The organism is Olsenella urininfantis (genome assembly GCF_900155635.1).
Taxonomy (GTDB): domain Bacteria; phylum Actinomycetota; class Coriobacteriia; order Coriobacteriales; family Atopobiaceae; genus Olsenella_G; species Olsenella_G urininfantis.
On record NZ_LT732540.1, the window covers coordinates 453,761 to 475,292 of the forward strand.

18 protein-coding genes and 1 tRNA gene are annotated in these 21,532 nt (G+C 64.9%); all 19 read left to right on the forward strand.

The genetic code is table 11. The features are described from left to right. The first annotated feature begins 65 nt into the window (after nt 1–65). The 19 genes from CZ375_RS02025 (at nt 66) to CZ375_RS02115 (ending at nt 21,522) form a co-directional block, all read left to right on the forward strand. Nucleotides 66–1,022, forward strand: coding sequence for an ABC transporter permease (locus CZ375_RS02025; protein WP_077597656.1), 957 nt, complete (start codon nt 66–68; stop codon nt 1,020–1,022). Nucleotides 1,023–1,024: 2 nt separating this feature from the next. Beyond that, complete coding sequence (locus CZ375_RS02030; protein WP_077597657.1) at nt 1,025–3,064, forward strand: dipeptide/oligopeptide/nickel ABC transporter permease/ATP-binding protein; 2,040 nt, start codon at nt 1,025–1,027, stop codon at nt 3,062–3,064. Next, complete coding sequence (locus CZ375_RS02035) at nt 3,065–3,892, forward strand: ABC transporter ATP-binding protein (protein WP_077597658.1); 828 nt, start codon at nt 3,065–3,067, stop codon at nt 3,890–3,892. It begins immediately after the preceding gene. Between the two features lie 120 nt (nt 3,893–4,012). Further along, nucleotides 4,013–4,939, forward strand: coding sequence for a dihydrodipicolinate synthase family protein (locus CZ375_RS02040; protein WP_077597659.1), 927 nt, complete (start codon nt 4,013–4,015; stop codon nt 4,937–4,939). 27 nt (nt 4,940–4,966) lie between these two features. Continuing rightward, on the forward strand, nt 4,967–5,938 hold the full coding sequence (locus CZ375_RS02045; protein WP_077597660.1) for an ROK family protein: 972 nt from the start codon (nt 4,967–4,969) through the stop codon (nt 5,936–5,938). Between the two features lie 8 nt (nt 5,939–5,946). After that, a complete protein-coding gene (locus tag CZ375_RS02050) occupies nt 5,947–6,636 on the forward strand; it encodes an N-acetylmannosamine-6-phosphate 2-epimerase (protein WP_077597661.1) in 690 nt (229 codons plus the stop codon). An 85-nt stretch (nt 6,637–6,721) separates the two neighbouring features. Further along, nucleotides 6,722–7,072 carry a tRNA-binding protein gene (locus CZ375_RS02055; protein ID WP_077597662.1) on the forward strand — a complete coding sequence of 117 codons (351 nt, stop codon included), beginning with the start codon at nt 6,722–6,724 and terminating at the stop codon, nt 7,070–7,072. Nucleotides 7,073–7,092: 20 nt separating this feature from the next. Next, on the forward strand, nt 7,093–8,016 hold the full coding sequence (rapZ, locus tag CZ375_RS02060; RefSeq protein WP_077597663.1) for an RNase adapter RapZ: 924 nt from the start codon (nt 7,093–7,095) through the stop codon (nt 8,014–8,016). Between the two features lie 6 nt (nt 8,017–8,022). Next, on the forward strand, nt 8,023–8,982 hold the full coding sequence (gene whiA / locus CZ375_RS02065; protein WP_077597664.1) for a DNA-binding protein WhiA: 960 nt from the start codon (nt 8,023–8,025) through the stop codon (nt 8,980–8,982). Between the two features lie 498 nt (nt 8,983–9,480). Then, nucleotides 9,481–10,506 (forward strand): type I glyceraldehyde-3-phosphate dehydrogenase, encoded by a 1,026-nt coding sequence (gap, locus tag CZ375_RS02070; protein ID WP_077597665.1) that lies wholly within the window; start codon nt 9,481–9,483, stop codon nt 10,504–10,506. A 95-nt stretch (nt 10,507–10,601) separates the two neighbouring features. Then, nucleotides 10,602–11,795 (forward strand): phosphoglycerate kinase, encoded by a 1,194-nt coding sequence (locus tag CZ375_RS02075; RefSeq protein ID WP_077597666.1) that lies wholly within the window; start codon nt 10,602–10,604, stop codon nt 11,793–11,795. Next, nucleotides 11,788–12,552, forward strand: a complete 765-nt coding sequence (gene tpiA / locus CZ375_RS02080; RefSeq protein WP_077597667.1) for a triose-phosphate isomerase — start codon at nt 11,788–11,790, stop codon at nt 12,550–12,552. Before CZ375_RS02075 ends, tpiA begins: the two co-directional genes overlap by 8 nt. A 167-nt stretch (nt 12,553–12,719) precedes the next feature. Continuing rightward, a complete protein-coding gene (gene secG / locus CZ375_RS02085; RefSeq protein WP_200799676.1) occupies nt 12,720–12,968 on the forward strand; it encodes a preprotein translocase subunit SecG in 249 nt (82 codons plus the stop codon). Between the two features lie 308 nt (nt 12,969–13,276). Continuing rightward, on the forward strand, nt 13,277–14,269 hold the full coding sequence (locus CZ375_RS02090) for an ABC transporter permease (RefSeq protein ID WP_077597669.1): 993 nt from the start codon (nt 13,277–13,279) through the stop codon (nt 14,267–14,269). Between the two features lie 10 nt (nt 14,270–14,279). Beyond that, complete coding sequence (locus CZ375_RS02095) at nt 14,280–15,326, forward strand: ABC transporter permease (RefSeq protein ID WP_200799677.1); 1,047 nt, start codon at nt 14,280–14,282, stop codon at nt 15,324–15,326. Nucleotides 15,327–15,398: 72 nt separating this feature from the next. Beyond that, complete coding sequence (locus tag CZ375_RS02100; RefSeq protein WP_077597670.1) at nt 15,399–17,441, forward strand: dipeptide ABC transporter ATP-binding protein; 2,043 nt, start codon at nt 15,399–15,401, stop codon at nt 17,439–17,441. Between the two features lie 104 nt (nt 17,442–17,545). Next, entirely contained in the window at nt 17,546–19,342 is a 1,797-nt protein-coding gene (gene pepF / locus CZ375_RS02105) for an oligoendopeptidase F (RefSeq protein WP_077597671.1), read from the forward strand. 186 nt (nt 19,343–19,528) lie between these two features. Then, nucleotides 19,529–21,304, forward strand: coding sequence for an ABC transporter family substrate-binding protein (locus CZ375_RS02110; RefSeq protein ID WP_200799678.1), 1,776 nt, complete (start codon nt 19,529–19,531; stop codon nt 21,302–21,304). Nucleotides 21,305–21,431: 127 nt separating this feature from the next. Further along, a tRNA-Leu gene (locus CZ375_RS02115) sits at nt 21,432–21,522 on the forward strand. Nucleotides 21,523–21,532: the final 10 nt, after the last annotated feature.

Genomic DNA, 21,532 nt, shown 5'->3' on the forward strand with positions numbered 1-21,532 from the left:
TTCTCAGGTGAGATACTGTTTTTGTCATTACAAGTGTTCCGGAGCAATGAGAGGGGAGAGGGCTCGTGAACAATTTGCTGCGACTTATCGGTCGTCGCCTGGTCGCGTTGCCGATCATGGCACTTGGTGTCACGATTCTCGTGTTCTTCCTCATGTCGTTCTCGAAGGTCGACCCGGCGTACAACGCCCTCGGCGAGAGCGCGACCCCTGAGGCGGTGGCCCAGTACCACGAGGCGCACGGTCTTGATGACCCTCTGCCCGTTCGCTACGTCCGCTACATGGGCGGCCTGCTCCACGGCGACCTTGGCACCTATGGCGCCGCCAGATACTCCGTGGGGGAGCGCGTCGCGAAGGCCCTGCCCGTGACCATGCAGCTGACCTTCATCGGCCTCTTCATCGGGGCGATTGTCTCGTTCCTGCTGGGCGTGCTTGCTGCCCTCTACCGCGATGGCTGGCCCGACCAGGTCATCCGCGTCTTCTCCATCGCAGGCCTCGCCACGCCCTCGTTCTGGCTGGCGGTCCTCATGATCTTGGTTTTCTCGTTCTACCTCAAGCTGCTGCCCTCCTCGGGCCCGCTGCCCGACCCCTTTGCCAACCCCGGCGGCTACATGGCCCGCATGCTCATGCCCTCCGTGGCGCTCGCGGTTCCCCTGACGGGCCAGATGACCCGCATCGTGCGCACCGCCATGGTCGAGGAGCTCGACCGCGACTATGTCAAGACCGCAAAGGGTGCCGGCCTCCCGCATGCCGTGGTCATCGGCCGCAACGTGCTCCGCAACGCCCTCATCACGCCCGTCACCACGCTGGGTCTCAAGATCGGCTACCTCATGGGCGGCGCCGTGGTCATCGAGACCATCTTCAACCTTCCCGGCATGGGCATGGCCATCCTCGAGGGGATTCAGGGCAACGAGACCATGCTCGTCCAGGGCGTCGTCATCGTGGTGGCCCTCTCCTTCATCATCATCAACATCGTGGTTGACATGCTCTACCTCCTCATCAACCCCAGGATCAGGACGGTGTAGCCATGCTGACCCAGAGAAGAGAACAGTCCCAGCAGCTTGAGGAGATGGCCAAGCGCGGCTCTCGCCTTGGCGGCTGGAAGAAGATGAGCGCGAGCTCCAAGATCGCCCTGGTCATCCTTGTGGTGGTTGCCCTCTCGGCGGTCCTCGCCGCACTGCTTTCGCCCTATGACCCCATCGAGATCTTCACGGCACGCCAGGCGCCCGGCGGGGGCTTCCCCTTCGGCACCGACGACAAGGGCCGTGACATCCTTTCGCGCATGCTCTATGGTGGCCGCTACTCGCTCATCATCGGATTTGGCGCCACGCTGATGGCGCTCGTCCTCGGGTCCATCATCGGCGCCGTTGCCGCCGTCTCGCGCAAGGCGGTCTCCGAGGTCATCATGCGCATCCTGGACATCATCATGTCCTTCCCGGGCATCGCCCTGGCCGCCGTCTTCGTGTCCATCCTGGGCAACTCGGTGCCGTCGATCATCTTCTCGATAGGCTTCATGTACACGCCCCAGATCGCGCGCATCGTCCGCGCCAACGTGGTGAGCGAGTACGGCGAGGACTACGTGCGCGCCGTCATCGTCTCCGGTGCGCGTGCGCCTTGGATCCTGTGGAAGCACGTCCTTCGCAACTGCATCGCCCCCATCATGGTCTTCACCGTGACGCTGGTGGCGGATGCCATCATCTTCGAGGCGTCGCTCACCTTCATCGGCGCTGGCATCACCGAGCCCACGCCCACCTGGGGCAACATCCTGGCAGACGCCCGCGGAGGAGTCCTTGCCGGCCGCTGGTGGCAGGCGCTCTTCCCGGGCCTTGCCATCATGATCACCTGCCTGGCCCTGAACATCCTCTCCGAGGGCCTGACAGACGCCATGGCGGCCGCCCCCGGCGCCCCCGTCGATACGGGCGACTCCGAGAGCCGCCGCGAGGACGACATCCTGGCGGCAGATCCCGTGCGCGCCTATGCGGAGCAGGCGGACTCGCTGGAGCGTAGGCTCTCTGCCCTGCGCGAGGTCGAGCTCGCCCGCACGGACCGTCATGCCCCCGACCATGGCGTGGAGCCGCTGCTGCAGGTCAAGAACCTGGCCATCAGCTTCCTCAGCCACGGTGACGTGCACGTCGTGGACAACGTGAGCTTCGATGTGCGCCCCGGCCAGTGCATGGCGCTGGTGGGCGAGTCCGGCTGCGGAAAGTCCATCACCACCAAGACGATCATGAATTTGGTCGATCCCAAGGAGACCGTCACCGGAGAGATCATCTACAGGGGGCAGGACCTGCTCAAGCTCACCCCCGAGGAGCACCGCAAGCTCCTGGGGACCGAGCTGGCCATGGTCTACCAGGACGCCCTCTCGTCCCTGAACCCCTCCATGCTCATCTCTGCCCAGATGAAGCAGCTCACTGACCGTGGTGGCACCCGGTCTGCGGAGGAGCTCCTCGAGCTTGTGGGCCTGGACCCCAAGCGCACCCTCGAGTCCTACCCCCACGAGCTCTCCGGCGGCCAGCGCCAGCGCGTGCTCATCGCCATGGCCCTCACCCGCGACCCATCCCTGGTCATCTGCGACGAGCCCACCACCGCACTGGACGTGACGGTCCAGAAGCAGGTCATCAAGCTGCTGAACGACCTCCAGGCCAAGCTTGGCTTCGCTATGATTTTCGTGAGCCATGACCTTGCCCTCGTGGCCGAGGTCGCCTCCGAGATCACGGTCATGTACGCGGGCCAGGTCATCGAGCAGGCGCCGACCAAGGAGCTGCTCACCAACCCCATCCACGAGTACACCCGCGGCCTCCTCGGCTCGGTCCTCTCCATCGAGGAGGGCGCCAAGACCGGCGTGCGCCTGCACCAGGTGCCCGGCTCCGTCCCCTCTCCCGAGGACTTCCCCAAGGGAGACCGCTTCGCGCCACGCTCGAGCCACCCCACGCTGGGCCTCGACGTGCACCCCGTTCTCAAGCAGCTGCCCGGAGACGTCCCGCACCTGTTCTCCGAGCTTCCCGACGACTACCTCGAGTCACACGGCATCACCCCGTACCTCGAGGCCCTCAAGGAGGTGAGGTAGATGTCCCAGGAGAAGGCAAGCTCCCAGGAGCCGATCATCTTCCTCGATGACATCTCGGTCACCTTCCGAACCCGTACGGGCTCCATCTTCCATCCCAACCTGGTGCATGCGGTCCAGGGCGTGACCATCAGGCTCATGCCGGGGGAGACCATCGGCATCGTGGGCGAGTCGGGCTGCGGCAAGTCAACCACCGCAAACGTGATGTGCGGCCTGCAGTCCCCCACGTCGGGCAAGGTATACTTCGCGGGCACGGACGTGACCAAGCGCACGTCAGACCTGCGCAAGAAGATCGGCCGCGTGGTCTCCGTGGTCTTCCAGGACCCCGCCACGGCACTCAACCCACGCATGGTCGTGCATGACCAGCTGCTCGACCCGCTGCTGGTCCACGGTGTGGGCGACCCTTCCGAGCAGGAGAGGCGCATCGGCGAGCTCGTGGAGCTGGTCGGTCTCCCCAAGAGCGCCCTGCGCGCGCTTCCCGGCCAGCTCTCCGGCGGCCAGCGCCAGCGCGTCGCCATCGCGCGCGCCATGTCGCTCAGGCCCTCCGCGATCATTGCCGACGAGCCCACCTCGGCCCTTGACGTCTCGGTCCGCGCGCAGATCCTCAACCTGCTCACGGACCTCAAGAAGGAGCTTGGCCTCTCCATGATCTTCATCAGCCACGACATCCAGACGGTGCGCTACATATCCGATCGCATCATCGTGATGAACCACGGCCAGATCATGGAGCAGGGGCCGGCGCAGGAGGTCTTCAACAACCCCCAGGACGACTACACCAAGACGCTCCTGGGAGCCGCCCCTTCGCTGCTGCATCCCAAGCTTGGCCAGTAGCGGGCTCGTATGAAGGGGCGTGTCCGGGTTGGCTCGGGCACGCCCCTTCAGGACACGCGTATGATTTCGTGTGCGCTCCACCCTGGGGCGGCACGACGAACAACAGTCAAGGAGACACACATGGCAGACTTCAAGGTCGGCGGAGTCATCCCTCCCCTCGTCACCCCCGACACCCCTGACCACAAGCTGGACGTTCCCTCCTTCGAGCGTCTGATCAACGGCATGCTGGACGCAGGTGTCCACGGTCTCTTCCTGCTGGGCTCCACGGGCGAGGTCGCCTTCTCCAGCGACCCCCACCGCGACGAGATCGTCCGCGAGGGAGTGCGCATCGCCGCTGGCCGCGTGCCCGTGCTTGTGGGCTGCATCGACACCGAGACCGACCGCGTGGTCGAGCATGCCCGGCGCGCCAAGGCGCTGGGAGCCGACGCCATCGTGGCAACCGCCCCCTTCTACGCCCTGGGCGGCATGGCCGAGGTCGAGGAGCACTTCCGCATTCTCCACGACGAGATAGACCTGCCCATCTTCGCCTACGACATCCCCGTCTGCGTCCACACCAAGATCCCCTGGAAGCTCGCCGTCAAGCTGGGGCGCGAGGGCGTTCTGGCCGGCGTCAAGGACTCCTCGGGCGATGACGTCGGCTTCCGCTACCTCGTGCAGGAGAACGAGAAGGCCGGGCACCCCCTGAGCCTGCTCACCGGCCACGAGATCGTGGTCGATGGCGCGTACCTCTCCGGCGCGGATGGCTCCGTCCCCGGCCTCTCCAACGTGATTCCCGAGCCCTACGTCAGGCAGTGGGACGCCTACCAGGCTGGCGACTGGGAGACGGTCAGGACCATCCAGGACCAGATCAACGAGGTCTCCCACATCTTCGACGTGACCACGGGCGTGCAGGGATACGCCGGCGGCGTGGGAGCCTTCAAGTGCGCCCTCAAGCTCATGGGCGTCATTGACCACGACATCATGCCCCGTCCCGTCAAGCCCCTCGAGGGCGAGAACCGCGAGGCCGTCAGGCAGGTGCTCGTCAGCACGGGGGTCATCCAGGCGTAGTCGCACATGCGAGAGGGGAGAAACGACATGGGAGCAAAGAGGGTCGTCGCGCTTGACATCGGAGGAACCAAGATAGCCTCCGCCCTTGTCACCATCCACGAGGATGGCGAGCCTACCATCGAGCACTTCGCCAAGGTGCCCACCGAGGCGAAGGCGGGGGGAGCGCAGGTCCTCGCCAACGCCATCGCCTCCGCCAGGAGGGTGATCGAGGCGGCGGGTGACGTGCGAATCGAAGGCATCGGCGTGTCCAGCGCGGGCGTCATCGATCCTGCCACGGGCGACGTGACCTATGCCAACGAGATTATGCCGGGCTGGGGCGGGACCCATCTGGGCCAGGAGCTCCAGACCGCCTGCGGGCTTCCCGCCCGCGTCCTGAACGACGTGCACGCCCACGCCCTGGGCGAGGCTCGCTGGGGCGGCGGCAGGGGTGGCTCCAGCTGCCTGGTGGTTGCCGTCGGAACTGGCATAGGCGGCGCCTTCGTGCTCGATGGGCACATACTCCTGGGCGCCCACAACGAGGCTGGCCACATCGGCCACGTCTCCTGCTCTGACGCCCGGGGCGTGCCCTGCTCCTGCGGGGCCACCGGCCACCTCGAGCCCATAGCCGCAGGCCCTGGCATCATCGAGCACTTCATCGAGCTGGGAGGAGACGCCAGCTGTGCCGACGGGACCCCCGCGGACGGTGCCGTCATCGACCAGCTGGCGGCTCAGGGCGACGAGAGGGCCATCGCCGCGGAGGCCCGCTCGGGTCACGCCATCGGAGAGGTTCTCGGCAGCATGTGCAACATGCTCGACCCCGACCGCATCATCCTCTCCGGATCCGTTTCCCAGTGCGGATCCGCCTGGAAGGACGCCATGAGGCGCGGCTGGAACGAGTCTGTCATGCCGCCGGTGTCCTCGACCCCCGTCGTCTCCGGGGACCTTGGCGGCAACGCCCCCCTCGTCGGGGCCGCAGAGAACGTCATCCGCTCGGGCTATGCCGAGCTTGCCAACAACTAGGAGGCACGATGCCCGTATCACCTCTGGTGCAGTCGCTCAAGGGGAAGCTGATCGTCTCGGTCCAGGCCTATCCCGGCGAGCCCCTGCGCCATCCCGAGACCATGGCCCAGATGGCCCAGGCCTGCGAGGAGGGCGGTGCCGCCGCCATCCGCTGCCAGGGGCTGGCCGACATCTCCGCCATCAAGGGCCGCGTGGAGGTTCCCGTCATCGGCCTCTGGAAGGAGGGCCACGAGGGGGTCTACATCACGCCCACGCTGCGCCACGCCGTGGCCTGCGTTAACGCGGGCGCCGACGTGGTGGCCATCGACGCCACCAGCAGGCCCAGGCCTGACGGCCGCAGCTTCGCCCAGACCGTGGCGGACCTGCGCGCTCAATGCGAGACCCTGGTCATGGCAGACTGCATGACCATCGAGGACATCCGAGATGCCGTCGCGTGCGGCTGCGACCTCGTCTCCACCACGCTCTCGCACAACAAGCCCGCCATCGAGACGACCCTGGGCGAGGGCCCGGACATCGCCCTGCTCCAGCAGGCAACCAGCGAGTTCCCAGGGCTCCCCATCATCTGCGAGGGGCACGTGCACACCCCGGCAGACGCCGCCGCCGCGATGGCCGCGGGCGCCTGGGCGACCGTGGTGGGCACGGGGATCACCCATCCCACGAGCCTCACCAAGTGGTTCAAGGCTGCCGTCGAGGGCTAGGCCGCGCCAAAGCCGTACAATCGAGCTAACGCTGGAGGCGGGCGTGAGGGCACCTCGCGCGCCCGCCCGCTTTAAAGGAGGCACCATGGCGGCTCCCGTCAAGGACAACATCGGCTACGACGACTGGGACAAGCTCGACGTGCGCGTGGGCACCATCGTGAGCGTGGACGACGTGCCGGGTTCCAAGAAGCTCGTGGCGCTGCAGGTGGACTTCGGCAGCTTTCAGCGCACCATCCTCACGGGCCTGAAGGAGGAGCGCGAGAACCCCAAGGAGATCCAGGGCACGCAGACCCTCTTCCTCGTGAACATGGCCCCACGCAAGATGGCGGGGATGACAAGCGAGGGCATGCTCCTGGACATCGGCTACGACGACGGCATCCCCTCCGTCATCGCCACGCTCGAGAGGCCCGTACCCAACGGCACGCGCCTCTGCTAGCCGCGGTGGGGGAGCAGCTCATGGGAAATGCCAACCAGCAGCAGATGCGCGCGGCCGCGGAGCTTGACCGCGTGCCTGACGTGGTCATCATCACCGGCATGTCCGGAAGCGGCAGGACGCAGGCGCTGCATGTCTTCGAGGACATGGGCTACTACTGCATAGACAACCTCCCCCCGCGACTGCTGCTTGACCTCGCGCGCGTCGTGGGCATCAACTCTGGGGTGGGGCGCCACCTTGCCGTGGCCTGCGACCTGCGCAGCCTTGGGCTCTTCGACGAGATGTCAGACGCCATCCGCTCCCTCGAGGAGCACGAGATCAGCTGCAAGGTGGTGTTTCTCGACGCCTCCGACGAGGTGCTCATGCGGCGCTACGACGAGACGCGCCGCCGTCACCCAGCGGCCGTCGAGGGGCAGAGCACGCAAAGCGCCATCAGGCGCGAGCGGGCCCAGCTCCAGGGAATACGCGACCACGCCGACCTGGTGATAGACACCAGCCGCATGCGCAGCTCCGCGCTCGGGAACCGAATCCGGCGCACCTTCTCGGAGCTCGCGGACCAGCAGCTCATGGACGTGCGCGTCTTCAGCTTTGGCTTCAAGCATGGGCTGCCCGTGGAGGCGGACCTCATGATCGACGTGCGCTTCCTGCCCAACCCCTTCTACGACCCCGAGATGCGACCCCTCACGGGAAACGACGAGAAGGTACGTGAATTCGTGCTGGGAAACGAGACGACCGCCTCCTTCCTCAAGGCCTGGGAGCAGCTGCTGGACGTTGCCATGCCCGGCTATGTCGCCGAGGGGAAGTCCCAGCTCTCCATTGCCGTGGGCTGCACCGGCGGCCAGCACCGCTCCGTGGCCATTGCCAACGCGACGGCTGCGCACCTCAAGGAGCGGGGGTATCGCGTGACGCTCTCCCACCGCGACCTTTCCCTTGCGAACGGGAGCTAGGCCAGGATGTCATTCACCGCAGAGGTCAAAGACGAGCTCTCCCGCGTGGGAGGAAGCTGCGAGCAGTGCTCATACGCGCAGCTCTCGGCGATCACGAGGGTCTGTGGCACCATGTCCTTCCATGGCTCGGGGCGCTATTCCATCCGCATATCGACCGAGACGGGCGCCGTGGCGCGCACCATGATCAAGCTGACCCACGAGCTCTTCGACCTTGAGACCCCGCTCACGGTGCGCCACTCCAACCTGCATCGCACGAGGAACTACCTCATTGAGATCCCCGAGCAGGACGAACTCGAGGAGGACCTGGTGAGGCTGGGGATCCTCGTTCCAGGAAAGGGACTCTCGGCGGGCGTTCCCATGCAGCTCCTGGAGCGGGAGTGCTGCCGGAGGGCCTTCGTTCGCGGCGCCTTCATGGCGGGGGGCTTCATCGCGGACCCCCGTGGAGACTTCCACCTCGAGATCGCCGTGACGGGGGAGGAGCTGGCCGCGGGGATTGTGGGCCTGCTCGATGGCCTGGGCGTGAGCGCGCGCCTCAATCACCGAAGGGGCTCGTACGCCATCTACCTCAAGAGCTTCGACGAGATAGTCGTGCTGCTCAGGGCCATGGGCGCCACCAGGTGCGCTCAGGTGGTGGAGCGGGTGCGTCACATGAAGTCCCTCAAGAACGACGTGAACCGCAGGGTGAACGCCGAGCTTGCCAACCAGGCACGCTCGAGCGGGGCGGCCGTGGACCAGCTGCAGCTCATAAGCGATGCGGAGCGCTTCGTGGGCTTCAGGTCGCTTCCGCCGGCGCTGCGGGAGTTCTGTCTGATGAGGCGGGCAAACCCAGACATGTCGCTTGCCGCCCTGGGCGCAAGGCTGACTCCCCCGGCGTCGAAGAGCGCTATGTACCATCGCGTGCTCAGGCTGCAGAGAATCGTCGACGAGGCGTGCGGTGGAAAGAAGGCCCCCGGAAAGCATCGATAGCTCCTCTTGGGGTCCTGTCGGCCACGCTTGGTGCGACAGCCCGTCACCTCTCGGGTGGCTGGTGACAACAAGTTTTGTAACCACCCATAAAGCCCCAGTTGATTGATGCCTGCGGTTGCTTTGTTGTCGCTTCTCGGCGTGCCAGTGACAACAAGTTTCGCGTCCGTCTGCAAGACTCCAGTTGGGGGAGAGGCGCATGACATCTTGTTGTCGTATTTGGGCCGTATTTGACAACAAGACGTTGCCTCAGCCGCAAAAGCCCAGTTGGCTCGCTGCTGACAGAATCTTGTTGTGCGCGCTTGGCCGCGCCGTGCCCAACCGTGCGCCCATAACCCCGATTTGCACACGCATGAGTGGTCAATTCATCCCCGGGGCCTCAAATTCGGTCCGAATGCGCCGCGTTGGATACCACTCAGCGAAAAGAGGGTAAACTAATCGCATGCAAGTGTATGGCCAGTCTGGGGATCGGCCTCGGTTGGCCTTGCGAAAGGAGAAAGAATGGCAGTTAAGGTTGCTATCAACGGCTTCGGTCGCATTGGTCGTCTGGCTTTCCGCCAGATGTTCGGCCATGAGGGTTCTGAGATCGTCGCCATCAACGACCTCACCTCGCCCGACATGCTCGCCTATCTTCTGAAGTACGACTCCACCCAGGGCAACTACTCTCGTGACCACAAGGTCGAGTCCACCGAGGATTCCATCGTGGTCGATGGCAAGAAGATCACCATCTACAAGGAGGCGGACGCAAACAATCTGCCTTGGGGCGAGCTCGGCGTCGACGTCGTCCTCGAGTGCACCGGCTTCTACACCTCCAAGGAGAAGGCCCAGGCCCACATCAACGCCGGTGCCAAGAAGGTCGTCATCTCCGCTCCTGCCGGCAATGACCTCCCCACCATCGTCTACAACGTCAACCACGAGCAGCTCACCGCTGATGACAACATCATCTCTGCTGCCTCCTGCACCACCAACTGCCTCGCTCCCATGGCCAAGGGCCTGAATGACTTCGCGCCCATCGTCAGCGGCATCATGACAACCATCCACGCCTTCACCGGCGACCAGATGACCCTCGACGGCCCCCAGCGCAAGGGCGACAAGCGTCGCTCCCGCGCTGCCTCCGAGAACATCGTCCCCAACTCCACCGGTGCCGCAAAGGCCATTGGCCTGGTCCTCCCCGAGCTCAACGGTAAGCTCATCGGTGCCGCCCAGCGCGTCCCGACGCCTACCGGGTCGCTCACCAACCTCTATGCCGTCGTTGACAAGAAGGTCACCGCCGACGAGGTCAACGCTGCCATGAAGGCCTACGCCGAGACCATCCCCGAGACCTTTGGCTACAACGAGGACATGATCGTCTCCCGCGACATCATCGGCGAGACCCACGGCTCCATCTTCGACGCCACCCAGACCATGGTCCAGGACCTTGGCAACGGCCAGAGCCTCGTTCAGGTCACCTCTTGGTATGACAACGAGAACTCCTACACCTCTCAGATGGTCCGCACCATCAAGTACTTCGAGAAGTTCGTTGCCTAGTAGCTAGCCACTTGGCATCCAGGGGGTGCGGCCACAGGTCCCAGGGCCGTGGTCGCACCCCTTTTCTGTCCTCCCAGCACCGAGAAGGAGTGCACATGGCTTTCACCAAGAAGACCGTCCGCGACATTGACGTCGCCGGCAAGCGCGTGCTCATGCGCGTTGACTTCAACGTCCCCCTGAAGGACGGCGTGGTCACGGATGACACCCGCGTCCGTGCCGCCATCCCCACCATCCAGTATCTCAAGGAGCACAACGCCGGCATCGTGCTCATGAGCCACCTCGGCCGCCCCAAGGGCGATGGCCCCGAGCCCGAGCTCTCCCTGAGGCCTGCGGCCGACAAGCTGGCCGAGCTCACGGGCTACGACGTCAAGTTCGTGGACGACACCTATGGCGAGAAGGCCGCAGAGGCCGTCGCCGCCGTCAAGCCCGGTGACATCCTCGTCCTGGAGAACGTCCGCTTCCTCAAGGCCGAGAAGAAGAACGAGCCCGAGGTCGCCGAGAGGCTTGCCAGCTACGGTGACGTCTTCGTGCTGGACGCCTTCGGCACGGCCCATCGCGCCCAGGGTTCTGTGGTTGGCCCCGCCGCCCACATACCAGCCGTGGCAGGCTTCCTGCTCGAGAAGGAGGTCGACACCCTCACCTCCATCTTCGCCGAGCCGGAGCGTCCCTTCGTCGCCATCGTCGGCGGCTCCAAGGTCTCTTCCAAGATCGGTGTCCTCGACCACCTGATCGACTCCGCCGACACCCTCGTCATCGGCGGTGGCATGGCCTACACCTTCTTCCTCGCCAAGGGCTACAAGACCGTCGGGACCTCCCTGCAGGAGCCCGACTGGATCGAGCGCGCGGCGGAGATGCTGAGGAAGGCCGAGGAGAGGGGCTGCAAGATTCTGCTTCCCGTGGATAACGTGGTCACCGACCACTTTGGCGAGGACGCCGAGGGCGAGGTCGTCGCCTCCGACTCCATCCCCGAGGACCGCATGGGCATGGACATCGGCCCCAAGACCGTCGAGCTCTACTGCGAGGCGGTCAAGGCCGCCAAGACCGTGTTCTGGAACGGTCCCATGGGCGTCTTCGAGATCGAGCAGTTCTCCAAGGGCACCGAGGCCGTGGCCCGCGCCATCGCGGCCTCCGACTGCACGTCCATCATCGGCGGCGGCGACTCCGTTGCCGCCATCAACAAGTTTGGCCTGGCCGACAAGATGAGCTGGATCTCCACGGGCGGCGGGGCCTCCATGGAGCTCGTCGAGGGCAAGGCCCTTCCCGGAGTGGAGGCGCTTCTCGATGCGTAAGAGGATGATCGCTGGCAACTGGAAGATGAACGAGACCTACAGCGAGGGCGTCGTCCTGGCCCGTGGCCTCGCCAAGGAGCTCGAGGCCGGCACCGGCGACGTGGACGTCGTCGTCTGCCCCCCGGCTGTTGACCTCAAGGGCGTGTCCGAGGTCATCGAGCAGGAGAGCGCCCCGTTTGCCCTGGGTGCCCAGAACGTCTACTGGGAGGAGAAGGGCGCCTTCACCGGCGAGACCGCCCCTGGCATGCTGACCAACATCGGCGCCACGCACTGCATCATCGGCCACTCCGAGCGTCGCGGCTACTTCGGCGAGACTGACGAGGACATCAACAAGAAGGCCAAGGCCCTCATGGCTCACGGCATCGTGCCCATCAGCTGCTGCGGCGAGTCCCTCGAGGTTCGCGAGGCCGGCATGCATGTGGAGTTCGTCGTGGAGCAGATCAAGGCCGACACCGCCGGCCTGACCATTGACGACCCCTCTCGGTACGTCATCGCCTACGAGCCCATCTGGGCCATCGGCACGGGCAAGACCGCCACGGCAGATGACGCCCAGGAGGTCTGCGGGGCCATCCGCAAGACCCTCGCCGAGGTCTTCGGCCAGGAGACCGCCGATGGCATACGCATCCTTTACGGAGGTTCCGCCAAGCCCGAGAACGTAGCCGGCTTCCTCGAGAAGGAGGACGTGGACGGCGCCCTCGTCGGTGGTGCCTCCCTCAAGGCAGACTCCTTCGCCGCCATGGTGAAGGTCGTCATGTAGCCCGCTTCGGCACAAACGCCTGCGCAACGCGCTCTTCCTGCGGAGATGGCAGGGAGGGCGCGTTGCCTTAGCCCTGTGCCCGCGAGCGCTGTGATATGCTTTTTCGCTGTGTGTGGAAGCGGATTTGTCCCCATGTGGGGCAGATCCCCGGTAAAAGGAGCTACAACGTGGGCGTTTTGAACGTAATCCTTCTCGTGATCATGGCGCTGTCTGCCGTAGCGACGATCATCCTGGTGCTCATGCACTCGGGCAAAGGCACGGGCGTCTCTGACATGATTGCCTCCTCGCTCTACAACTCCGCCGCCGGCTCTGGCGTCTGGGAGAAGAACCTCGATCGCCTCACCATCATCACGGCCGTCGCCTTCGGCCTCTGCCTCTGCGTCCTCGCCCTCACCTTCCCCGTGGGGATCATCTAGGACCTCAGCACCTGCTCTGTGCGTTTTTGGGAGACCCACGAATGGCCTTGAAAGTCGTTACGAATGTCTCCAAATGTTGCCGGCATTCAATAAGTGGTAACATTTTGTAGGTTGTCGTGCGTGTCTGCCCGCCCGTCCCCCTGCAGTCTGCATGGGGCCCGGGAGGGGAGGCGCGCTGCTTGCGCCCCTGTTGGGCTTTGCCAATGTTGAGAACGGCGGTGGCGCGGTTTGAGGAGAGGGACGTGTGCGCATTGCATCACGTTCTCCGCATGCCCTTTGGCGCGCGAAACGAAGTGTGAGGAGCGTCCATGGCGCGATTCGTCGGGTACATAGCCAAGCGTGTGTTGAGCTACATGGTGATGATCTTTGTGGCCACCTCGCTTACGTACTTCCTGGCATCTGCCTTCATGAGTCCACGTTCGAACTACGAGTCCCGCACCCCCAGGCCTCCCCAGGAGTCCATCGAGGCCTCGCTGAACGCGACCAACCTCAATGACAAGACCCCCATTCTGGAGCGCTACAAGACCTGGCTGGGCAACATCGCCACGCATTGGGACTGGGGCAAGACCCCCACGGGCTCCTCGGTCAACGAGGAGATGTCCTCTCGCCTCGCTGCCTCGGTGCAGCTCATGACCCTGGCGACCGTCATCTCCATCGTGGTTGGCGTGAGCCTGGGCGTCTACACGGCGCAGCGGCAGTACCAGTGGCAGGACCGCTTCTTCGGTGGCATGGCCTCGCTCTTCATGGTCGTGCCCACGGTGGTCCTCGCCATCCTCATAGTCTTCTTCGCCATAGAGGTGAACCAGCTTGCGGGGACGCGTCTCTTCTACGTGACGGGCCTCTCCAGCTACGACGGCACCAACCCCTTCATGGCGCTGCTCGACTTCCTGCAGCACATCCTACTTCCCACCGTCGTCCTCACCATCATCAGCTCCGTGGGATACCACCTGGGCCAGCGCACCTACCTTCTTGACGAGATGCACGCCGACTACGTGCGTACCGCCCGTGCCAAGGGGCTCACGCGCAAGCAGGCGATCCGCAAGCACGCCCTGCGCGCCTCCCTGATCCCCACAGCAGTGAGCGTGGCCTTCTCCATCGCCGGCATCTTCACGGGCGCCGTCATGACCGAGAAGATCTTTGCCATCCATGGCCTGGGCGAGTACTTCATCAACTGCATCAACAACAACAACATCCATGGCGCCGTTGCCGTAGCGGCGTTCAGCGGGGCCTGCACGCTGGTGGGCGCGCTCCTGGCGGACCTCTTCGCCGCAGCGCTCGATCCCCGCATCAAGATGAGCTAAGGAGAGCGCGATGTCAGACGAAATCAGGCAGGACGCTCCCATGGAGGAAAAAGGCATGCAGGAAGGCTCTACCGACAGTGAGCCCAAGAAGGCTCAGCTCACTAACGCGGAGCTCGAGCTTCTCGCGGATGAGATGGGCGCCTCGGGCATCGGCGAGGTCAAGCGCATCGGCTACTTCTCGCTCATCGGCAGGCGCTTCGTGCGCCAGCGCAGCGCCATGACGGGCCTTGTCATCCTCGCACTTCTGGCGCTGCTGGCTATCTTCGGCCCCCACATTGCGCCCTTCACCTACACGGACCCGGACTTCACGGCGCTCAACGTCCCGCCCAATGCAACGCACTGGTTTGGCACCGACGGCGGCGGCTTCGACCTCTTCGCCAGCGTCGTCCATGGCCTGGGCCGCTCCCTCGCCATCGGCCTCATCTACTCCATCCTCACCACCATCATCGCCGCCGTGGTGGGCACCTCCATCGCCTACGTGCGCGGCATCCCAGAGAAGATAGGCATGTGGCTCCTGGACATGCTCCTCATCATCCCCAGCTTCCTGCTGGTGGCCATGGTCGTCCGTGCCGCAAGTGGCACCCAGGGCTGGGCCATGCTGATCGTGGGCCTCACCGCCTTCGGATGGATCGGCTACGCCAGGACCCTGCGCACCATGGCCCTCTCGCTGCGCGAGAGGGACTACGTCCGCGCCGCAAAGTACATGGGCGTCTCCCCGCTCAAGACCATCGTCCGCCACCTGATTCCCAACCTGGGCTCCATCCTGATCCTGGACACCGTCCTGGGCGTCATCGGCGGCATCAACTCCGAGACCGCCTACAGCTTCCTGGGGCTGGGCATCAAGGCGCCGGACACCTCCCTGGGCTACCTCCTGAGCCAGGGCTCCTCGGCGATGCTCTCCGCTCCCTGGATCGTCCTCATCCCCTCCGTCGTCCTTATCGTTCTCTGCGTGAGCATGCAGCTCATCGGTGACGGCCTGCGCGACGCCCTCGACCCGTACTCACGTGCGGCCGGCAGCGTCGAGGATGACGCAGACGAGGATGATTCCAGCAACTAGCCCAGGCACAGCAGGCCGGCGCCCCACCTTCGACGGCGTCGCAACGTCAGACGACAAGTAACGGAGCAAGATATGGCCGAGATGGCAAACGAAAGCACGAGGGGCAGCTGGGTTCCCCAGGACCAGATCCTCAGCTACGAGCTGCTTGAGGGCAACGGACCCAAGGGGGCGCCCGAGGGCGACCCCATCATGAGCGTCCGCAACCTCAAGGTCTCCTTCGCCACCGAGGCAGGCAGGGTCGACGCGGTCCGCGGTGTCAACTTCGACCTTTGGCGCGGCCGTACCCTGGGTATCGTTGGGGAGTCCGGAAGCGGCAAGTCCGTCACGGCGCTCTCGCTCATCGGCCTCCTTGACGACAACGCTCGCGTCGCGGGTTCCGTCAAGTTCGACGGCGAGGAGCTCGTGGGCAAGTCCGACGAGGAGATGGCCGCCTTCCGCGGCAAGTCCATCTCGATGATCTTCCAGGACCCGCTGTCTGCCCTCACGCCCATGTTCACCATCGGCGAGCAGCTGGCGGAGACCCTGCTGATCCACAACCCCCAGATGACCAAGCAGGAGCAGCGCGCCCGCTGCATCGAGCTTCTGCGCATGGTCGGCATCACCAACCCCGAGGATCGCCTGGACGCCTATCCCCACGAGTTCTCCGGCGGCATGCGCCAGCGCGTGGTCATAGCCATCGCCATCGCAAACGACCCTGACGTCATCATCGCCGACGAGCCCACCACGGCCCTTGACGTGACCATCCAGGCACAGATCCTGGACGTCCTTGCCGTGGCTCAGCGCGAGACAGGCGCCGCCGTGGTTCTCATCACCCACGACCTGGGCGTCATCGCCGGCACCGCAGACGACGTGCTGGTCATGTATGCCGGCTGCGCCGTCGAGCGCTCCAGCATCGACACCGTCTTCGCGCGTCCCTCCCAGCCCTACACCATGGGCCTTCTGGGCGCCGTGCCCAAGCCCCACATGGCCGCCGAGCACCGCCTGGTTCCCATCAAGGGCAACCCGCCCTCGCTGGCGGCCATCCCCAAGGGCTGCCCCTTCTCGCCGCGCTGCCCGATGGCCAGCGGCAAGTGCTTCGAGGTGGAGCCTTCCCTCGAGCCCATCGACGCCTCCGAGGGTCACCTGGTGAGCTGCCACAAGCTTGCAGAGATCCGTGACCGCCACCTGAGCTTCCAGGAGGTCTATCCCGAACTCGAGCCCCTGCCCGCCAAGTGGGCCGAGGTCCCTCGCGACCAGCGTCCCGTGGTGCTTGAGGTCAAGGACCTCGTCAAGACCTTCCCTGTACAGGGCAAGGGCCTCATCCGCAGGGAGAGGGGCACCATGACGGCCGTGGACCACGTCTCGTTCAGGCTGCACGAGGGGGAGACCCTCGCGCTGGTCGGCGAGTCCGGAAGCGGCAAGTCCACCACGCTCATGCAGATCATGGACCTGGTCAAGCCCGAGCACGGCAGCATCACCGTCCTGGGCCGCAACACCGCGGACCTCAGGAACAACCGCGAGAGGCGCGAGGTTCGCAAGGACCTGCAGGTCATCTTCCAGGACCCCATGAGCTCGCTCGACCCCCGCATGCCCATCTATGACGTGCTTGCCGAGCCCCTGCGTGCGCAGAAGTGGTCCTCCAAGGACATCAACAGCCGCATCGGCGAGCTCATGCACCTCGTGGGCATCAACCCCGACTACGTAGACCGCTTCCCCAGCCAGTTCTCGGGCGGCCAGCGCCAGCGCATCGCCATCGCGCGCGCCCTGGCAACCAGGCCCAAGGTCCTGCTGCTCGACGAGCCGATCGCCTCGCTGGACGTCTCCATCCAGGCCGGCATCATCAACCTGCTCGAGGACCTGCAGGTCCAGCTCAAGATCTCCTACCTCTTCGTCGCCCACGACCTCGCCGTCATTCGTCACATCTCCGACAGCGTCGCGGTCATGCATCTGGGCAAGATCGTGGAGCAGGGTGATACCGAGGAGGTCTTCACCAACCCTCAGGACCCCTACACCAAGGCGCTCCTCTCGGCCATCCCCATCCCCGACCCCAAGGTGGAGCGCTCCCGCGAGCGCCTGGTCTACCAGCACGGCAAGCTGGTCTCCTCGTCCAGCCTCCTTCCCTCGCTGGGCAAGTAGGGCAGGGGTGCCCTCATTCTGGGTATAAGCTGGGGGCGGCCCTGCCACGCGCGGGCCGCCCCCCTCTCTTTTTGACTGCGCAGCTTGCGCGAACGGAGGCTCACATGGCAGAGCAGTACAAGTCCCGTGCTGACATCCCCCAGCAGTACGTCTGGGACACCAGCAGCTACTTCGCGAGCGAGGAGGCGTGCGTCGCCGAGCTCGAGGCGGCCCAGGAGATCCCGGCCCTCATCGCCGGCTGGGAGGGCAAGGCCCTCTCCAGCGGAGAGAACCTCCTTTCCTACCTGCGCTTCGAGGACGAGCAGACCCTGCGCTTCGAGCGCCTCTACGAGTACGTTGCACGCCGTGCGGACGAGGACACGCGCGAGAGCCGCTTCCAGGACCTGATGGGCCAGATGCGCTCCCTCTACGCTCGCATGGAGGAGGCCTCCGCCTGGTTCCAGCCCGCGCTGCTGTCCCTTGACGGGGACAAGCTCGACCTGTGGTGCCAGGACGTCGAGGGCCTCTCGCTCTACCGCCGCGCCCTGGACAAGGTCCGCGCCCTGGCAGACCACGTCCTGGACCCTGCCCGGGAGGCGCTCTTGGCCAAGGCCCAGGAGATGGCTGCCAGCCCCGAGGTCTGCTTCTCCATGCTGAACGACGCGGACCTCAGCTTCCCGCCCGCTCTTGACTCCGAGGGCAAGGAGCACGAGGTCACTCATGGCAGCTACGGGCCCCTGCTCATGAAGGAAGACCGCGCGCTGCGCGAGAGCGCCTACCACAGCGTCTACGGCACCTACGGCAAGATGAGGAACACTAGCGCCGCCATCCTCACGGCGCAGATGAAGCAGCTCGAGTTCTTCGCCAGCGCCCGCAACTACGTCTCCACCCTGGAGGCCTCGCTTGCCCCCACCGAGGTGCCGCTGGCCGTCTTCGACTCGCTCATCGAATCCGCGCACAGGAACGCGCCGGCAATGCACCGCTACATGGCCCTGCGCGCCCGCGCCCTTGGTCTGGAGAGGATGCGCTACTGGGACGTCTACGTGCCCATCGTCAAGATGCCCGAGCGCCACTACAGCTTTGAGGAGGCCTGCGACCTCATGCTCGAGGCCCTGGCCCCGCTGGGGGAGGAGTACCTCTCGGTGGTGCGCAAGGCGATAGACGAGCGCTGGATCGACGTGTACGAGACGCCCGGCAAGGCCAGCGGCGCGTACTCCTCAGGCGGTCGTGGCCTCACGCCCCTGATCCTGCTCAACTTCATGGGCACCCTGGACGACGTCTTCACCCTGGTCCATGAGATGGGCCACTCCATGCACACCTACCTCTCGAGCAAGGCGCAGCCCCAGCGCTACGCGCCCTACGAGATGTTCGTGGCGGAGGTGGCGTCCACCACCAACGAGATGCTGCTCATGCACCACCTGCTGGAGCACGCCCAGGGCGACGCCGAGCGCGCCTACCTGCTGGACAGCCTCTGCGAGAAGTTCAAGAGCACCCTCTTCCGCCAGACCATGTTCGCGGAGTTCGAGCGTGACGCGAACAACGCCTCGATGTCAGGGGAGGGCTCGGGCGCGGCCGCGCTCAGCAGGCGCTACCGTGCGCTGAACGACCTCTACTACGGCCCCGCGCTCGAGACCGACGAGGAGATCGCGCTGGAGTGGTCGCGCATCCCGCACTTCTACTACAACTACTACGTCTACGTGTACGCGACGAGCTTCGCCGCGGCCGTGGCCCTCTCGGAGGGCATCCTGAGGGAGGGCGAGCCTGCCCGCGAGCGCTATCTGGGCTTCCTCTCCGGCGGCTGCTCCAAGCCTCCGCTGGAGCTTCTTGCCGGCGCTGGCGTGGACATGGCCTCGGGCAGGGCCGTGGACGAGGCGCTGGCAAGACTTGCGCAAATCGTGGACGAGCTGGACGCCCTCATCTAGGAACTGCCGCTGGCGGCGCGATTGCTACCAATCGCGCCGCCAGCTTTGGCCGAAAACGTTTCAACTTGAATGCAGCTCACAGAACTCTCGGGCATTTTGTAACTTTTTGAAATAAAATAGAGCAAGCATCCGATGGGGTGCATGCTCGATGGCATGCGTAAGCAACGCAGAAACATTGGAGGAGACATGATTTCGAACATCATCAGCCGTCGCTCGTTTGTGGGCATGGCCGGCACCGCTGCCGCCCTCGCGGGACTGGGGCTCGCCGGCTGCGGCGGATCCAACGGCTCTGGCGGCACGAGCGCCCCGGTCACTGACGTCGAGCCCCAGAACGGCTCGCCCGCAACCACGCCCCTTGACAAGCTTCCCCTGCCCGAGGAGGGCAAGACCTACAACAACCCCCTGAGCCGTGACAAGGTCAAGGACGGCGGCACCCTGACGCTCTCCGTCACCGAGGTCGGCCCTGACTTCAACTACTACAGCGTCAACGGCAACACCACCTACATCAACTGGTTCTGGAGCCTCTACATGCCGGGCAACTTCCAGCTTGACGCCACCGGCTCCAAGTTCACCCCCGACCCCAACTTCATCGACTCCTCCTCCGTGGAGATGGTTGACGGAAAGGAGGTCGTGACCGTCAACATTGCCGAGAAGGCAACCTTCAACGACGGCACCCCCATCGACTGGCGCGCCATCGAGGCCGTGTGGAAGTGCTCGAACGGCACCAACGAGGCCTACACCCCCTCCACCACCGATGGCTACCAGCAGATCGAGAGCGTCGTCAAGGGCGAGACGGACAAGCAGGCCATCATCACCTTCTCCCAGCCCTACTACCCCTACGAGGCCCTCGTCGCCTTCATGCACCCCAGCGCCGCGGACCCCGAGACCTTCAACAACGGCTGGAACATGCAGGTCCACAACGAGTGGGGCGCCGGTCCCTTCGTCGTCGACACCTTCGACGAGACCCAGATCACCTTCAAGCGCAACGAGAAGTGGTGGGGTGACGAGGCGAAGCTCGAGTCCATCACCTTCAAGCAGATGGACTCCCAGGCAATGTTCAACGCCTTCAAGAACGGCGAGATCGACGCCACCGAGCTGGGTGCCTCTGGCTCTGGCGAGATGCTCTCCAACTTCGTGGGCATGGAGAACACCGAGATCCGTCGCGCTCACTCCAAGTCCATCGCCGTCATCGAGGTCAACACCACCCGCGAGGGGCTGAAGGACGAGGCCGTGCGCAAGGCCTTCATGCAGTGCATCAACACCGAGACCATCGTCGGCATCGTCTACCAGGGGGTCAACTGGAGCGAGGAGCGCATGGGCTCGATGATGATCAGCCCCTGGATGGATGGCTACGACAACAACCTGCCTGAGGACGTCGCGGCCAACACCACCGCCGAGGCCCAGGCCGAGGCCGCCAAGAAGACCCTTGAGGCAGCCGGCTATGAGATGGGCTCCGACGGCTACTACGCCAAGGACGGCAAGCAGGTCACCTTCGCCTTCATGACCATCGGTGACTCCAACGTCACCAAGAACCGTGCCGCAGCGATCCAGAAGATGGCAAAGGACGCAGGCATCAACCTGACCATCGACAACAAGCCCGCCTCCGAGTTCTCCAAGACCCTTACGGGCGGCGAGTGGGACATCTTCCTCTTTGGTTGGTCCTCGGGCTCTGCCACCTACAACAATGGCGGCCAGATCTTCGGCTCCGAGAGCTCCTCTAACTTCACCCACTGCGGCTCGCCCGAGCTTGACGCCAAGTTCCTCGCCGTCACCGGCATGGCCGACCACAAGGAGCAGATGAAGGCCTTCAACGCCGCCGAGAAGGAGGCCCTGAAGTCCTATGCCTTCATCCCCCTGTTCGCAGGCGCAGACACCATCGCCTGCAAGGCCGGCCTGGCCAACTGGGGTCCCTCGCTGCTGCAGACCACTCCCTCCGAGAACATCGGTTGGGCCAAGGAGTAGCTTCCCGTGCATCCGTCCTGCCCATCTGAGCTGGGCAAAGAACCAATTTGGAAAGTGGCGAAAAAAGTTATTGCCACGGGCCAGAGGCGGATGCTATAGTACTCCTTGCTGCAACGCAGCAAGCCATGTCGGAGTGGCGGAATTGGCAGACGCGCTAGCTTGAGGTGCTAGTGACTGACTAAAAGGTCGTGCGGGTTCAAGTCCCGCCTCCGACACCACGATGGTTCG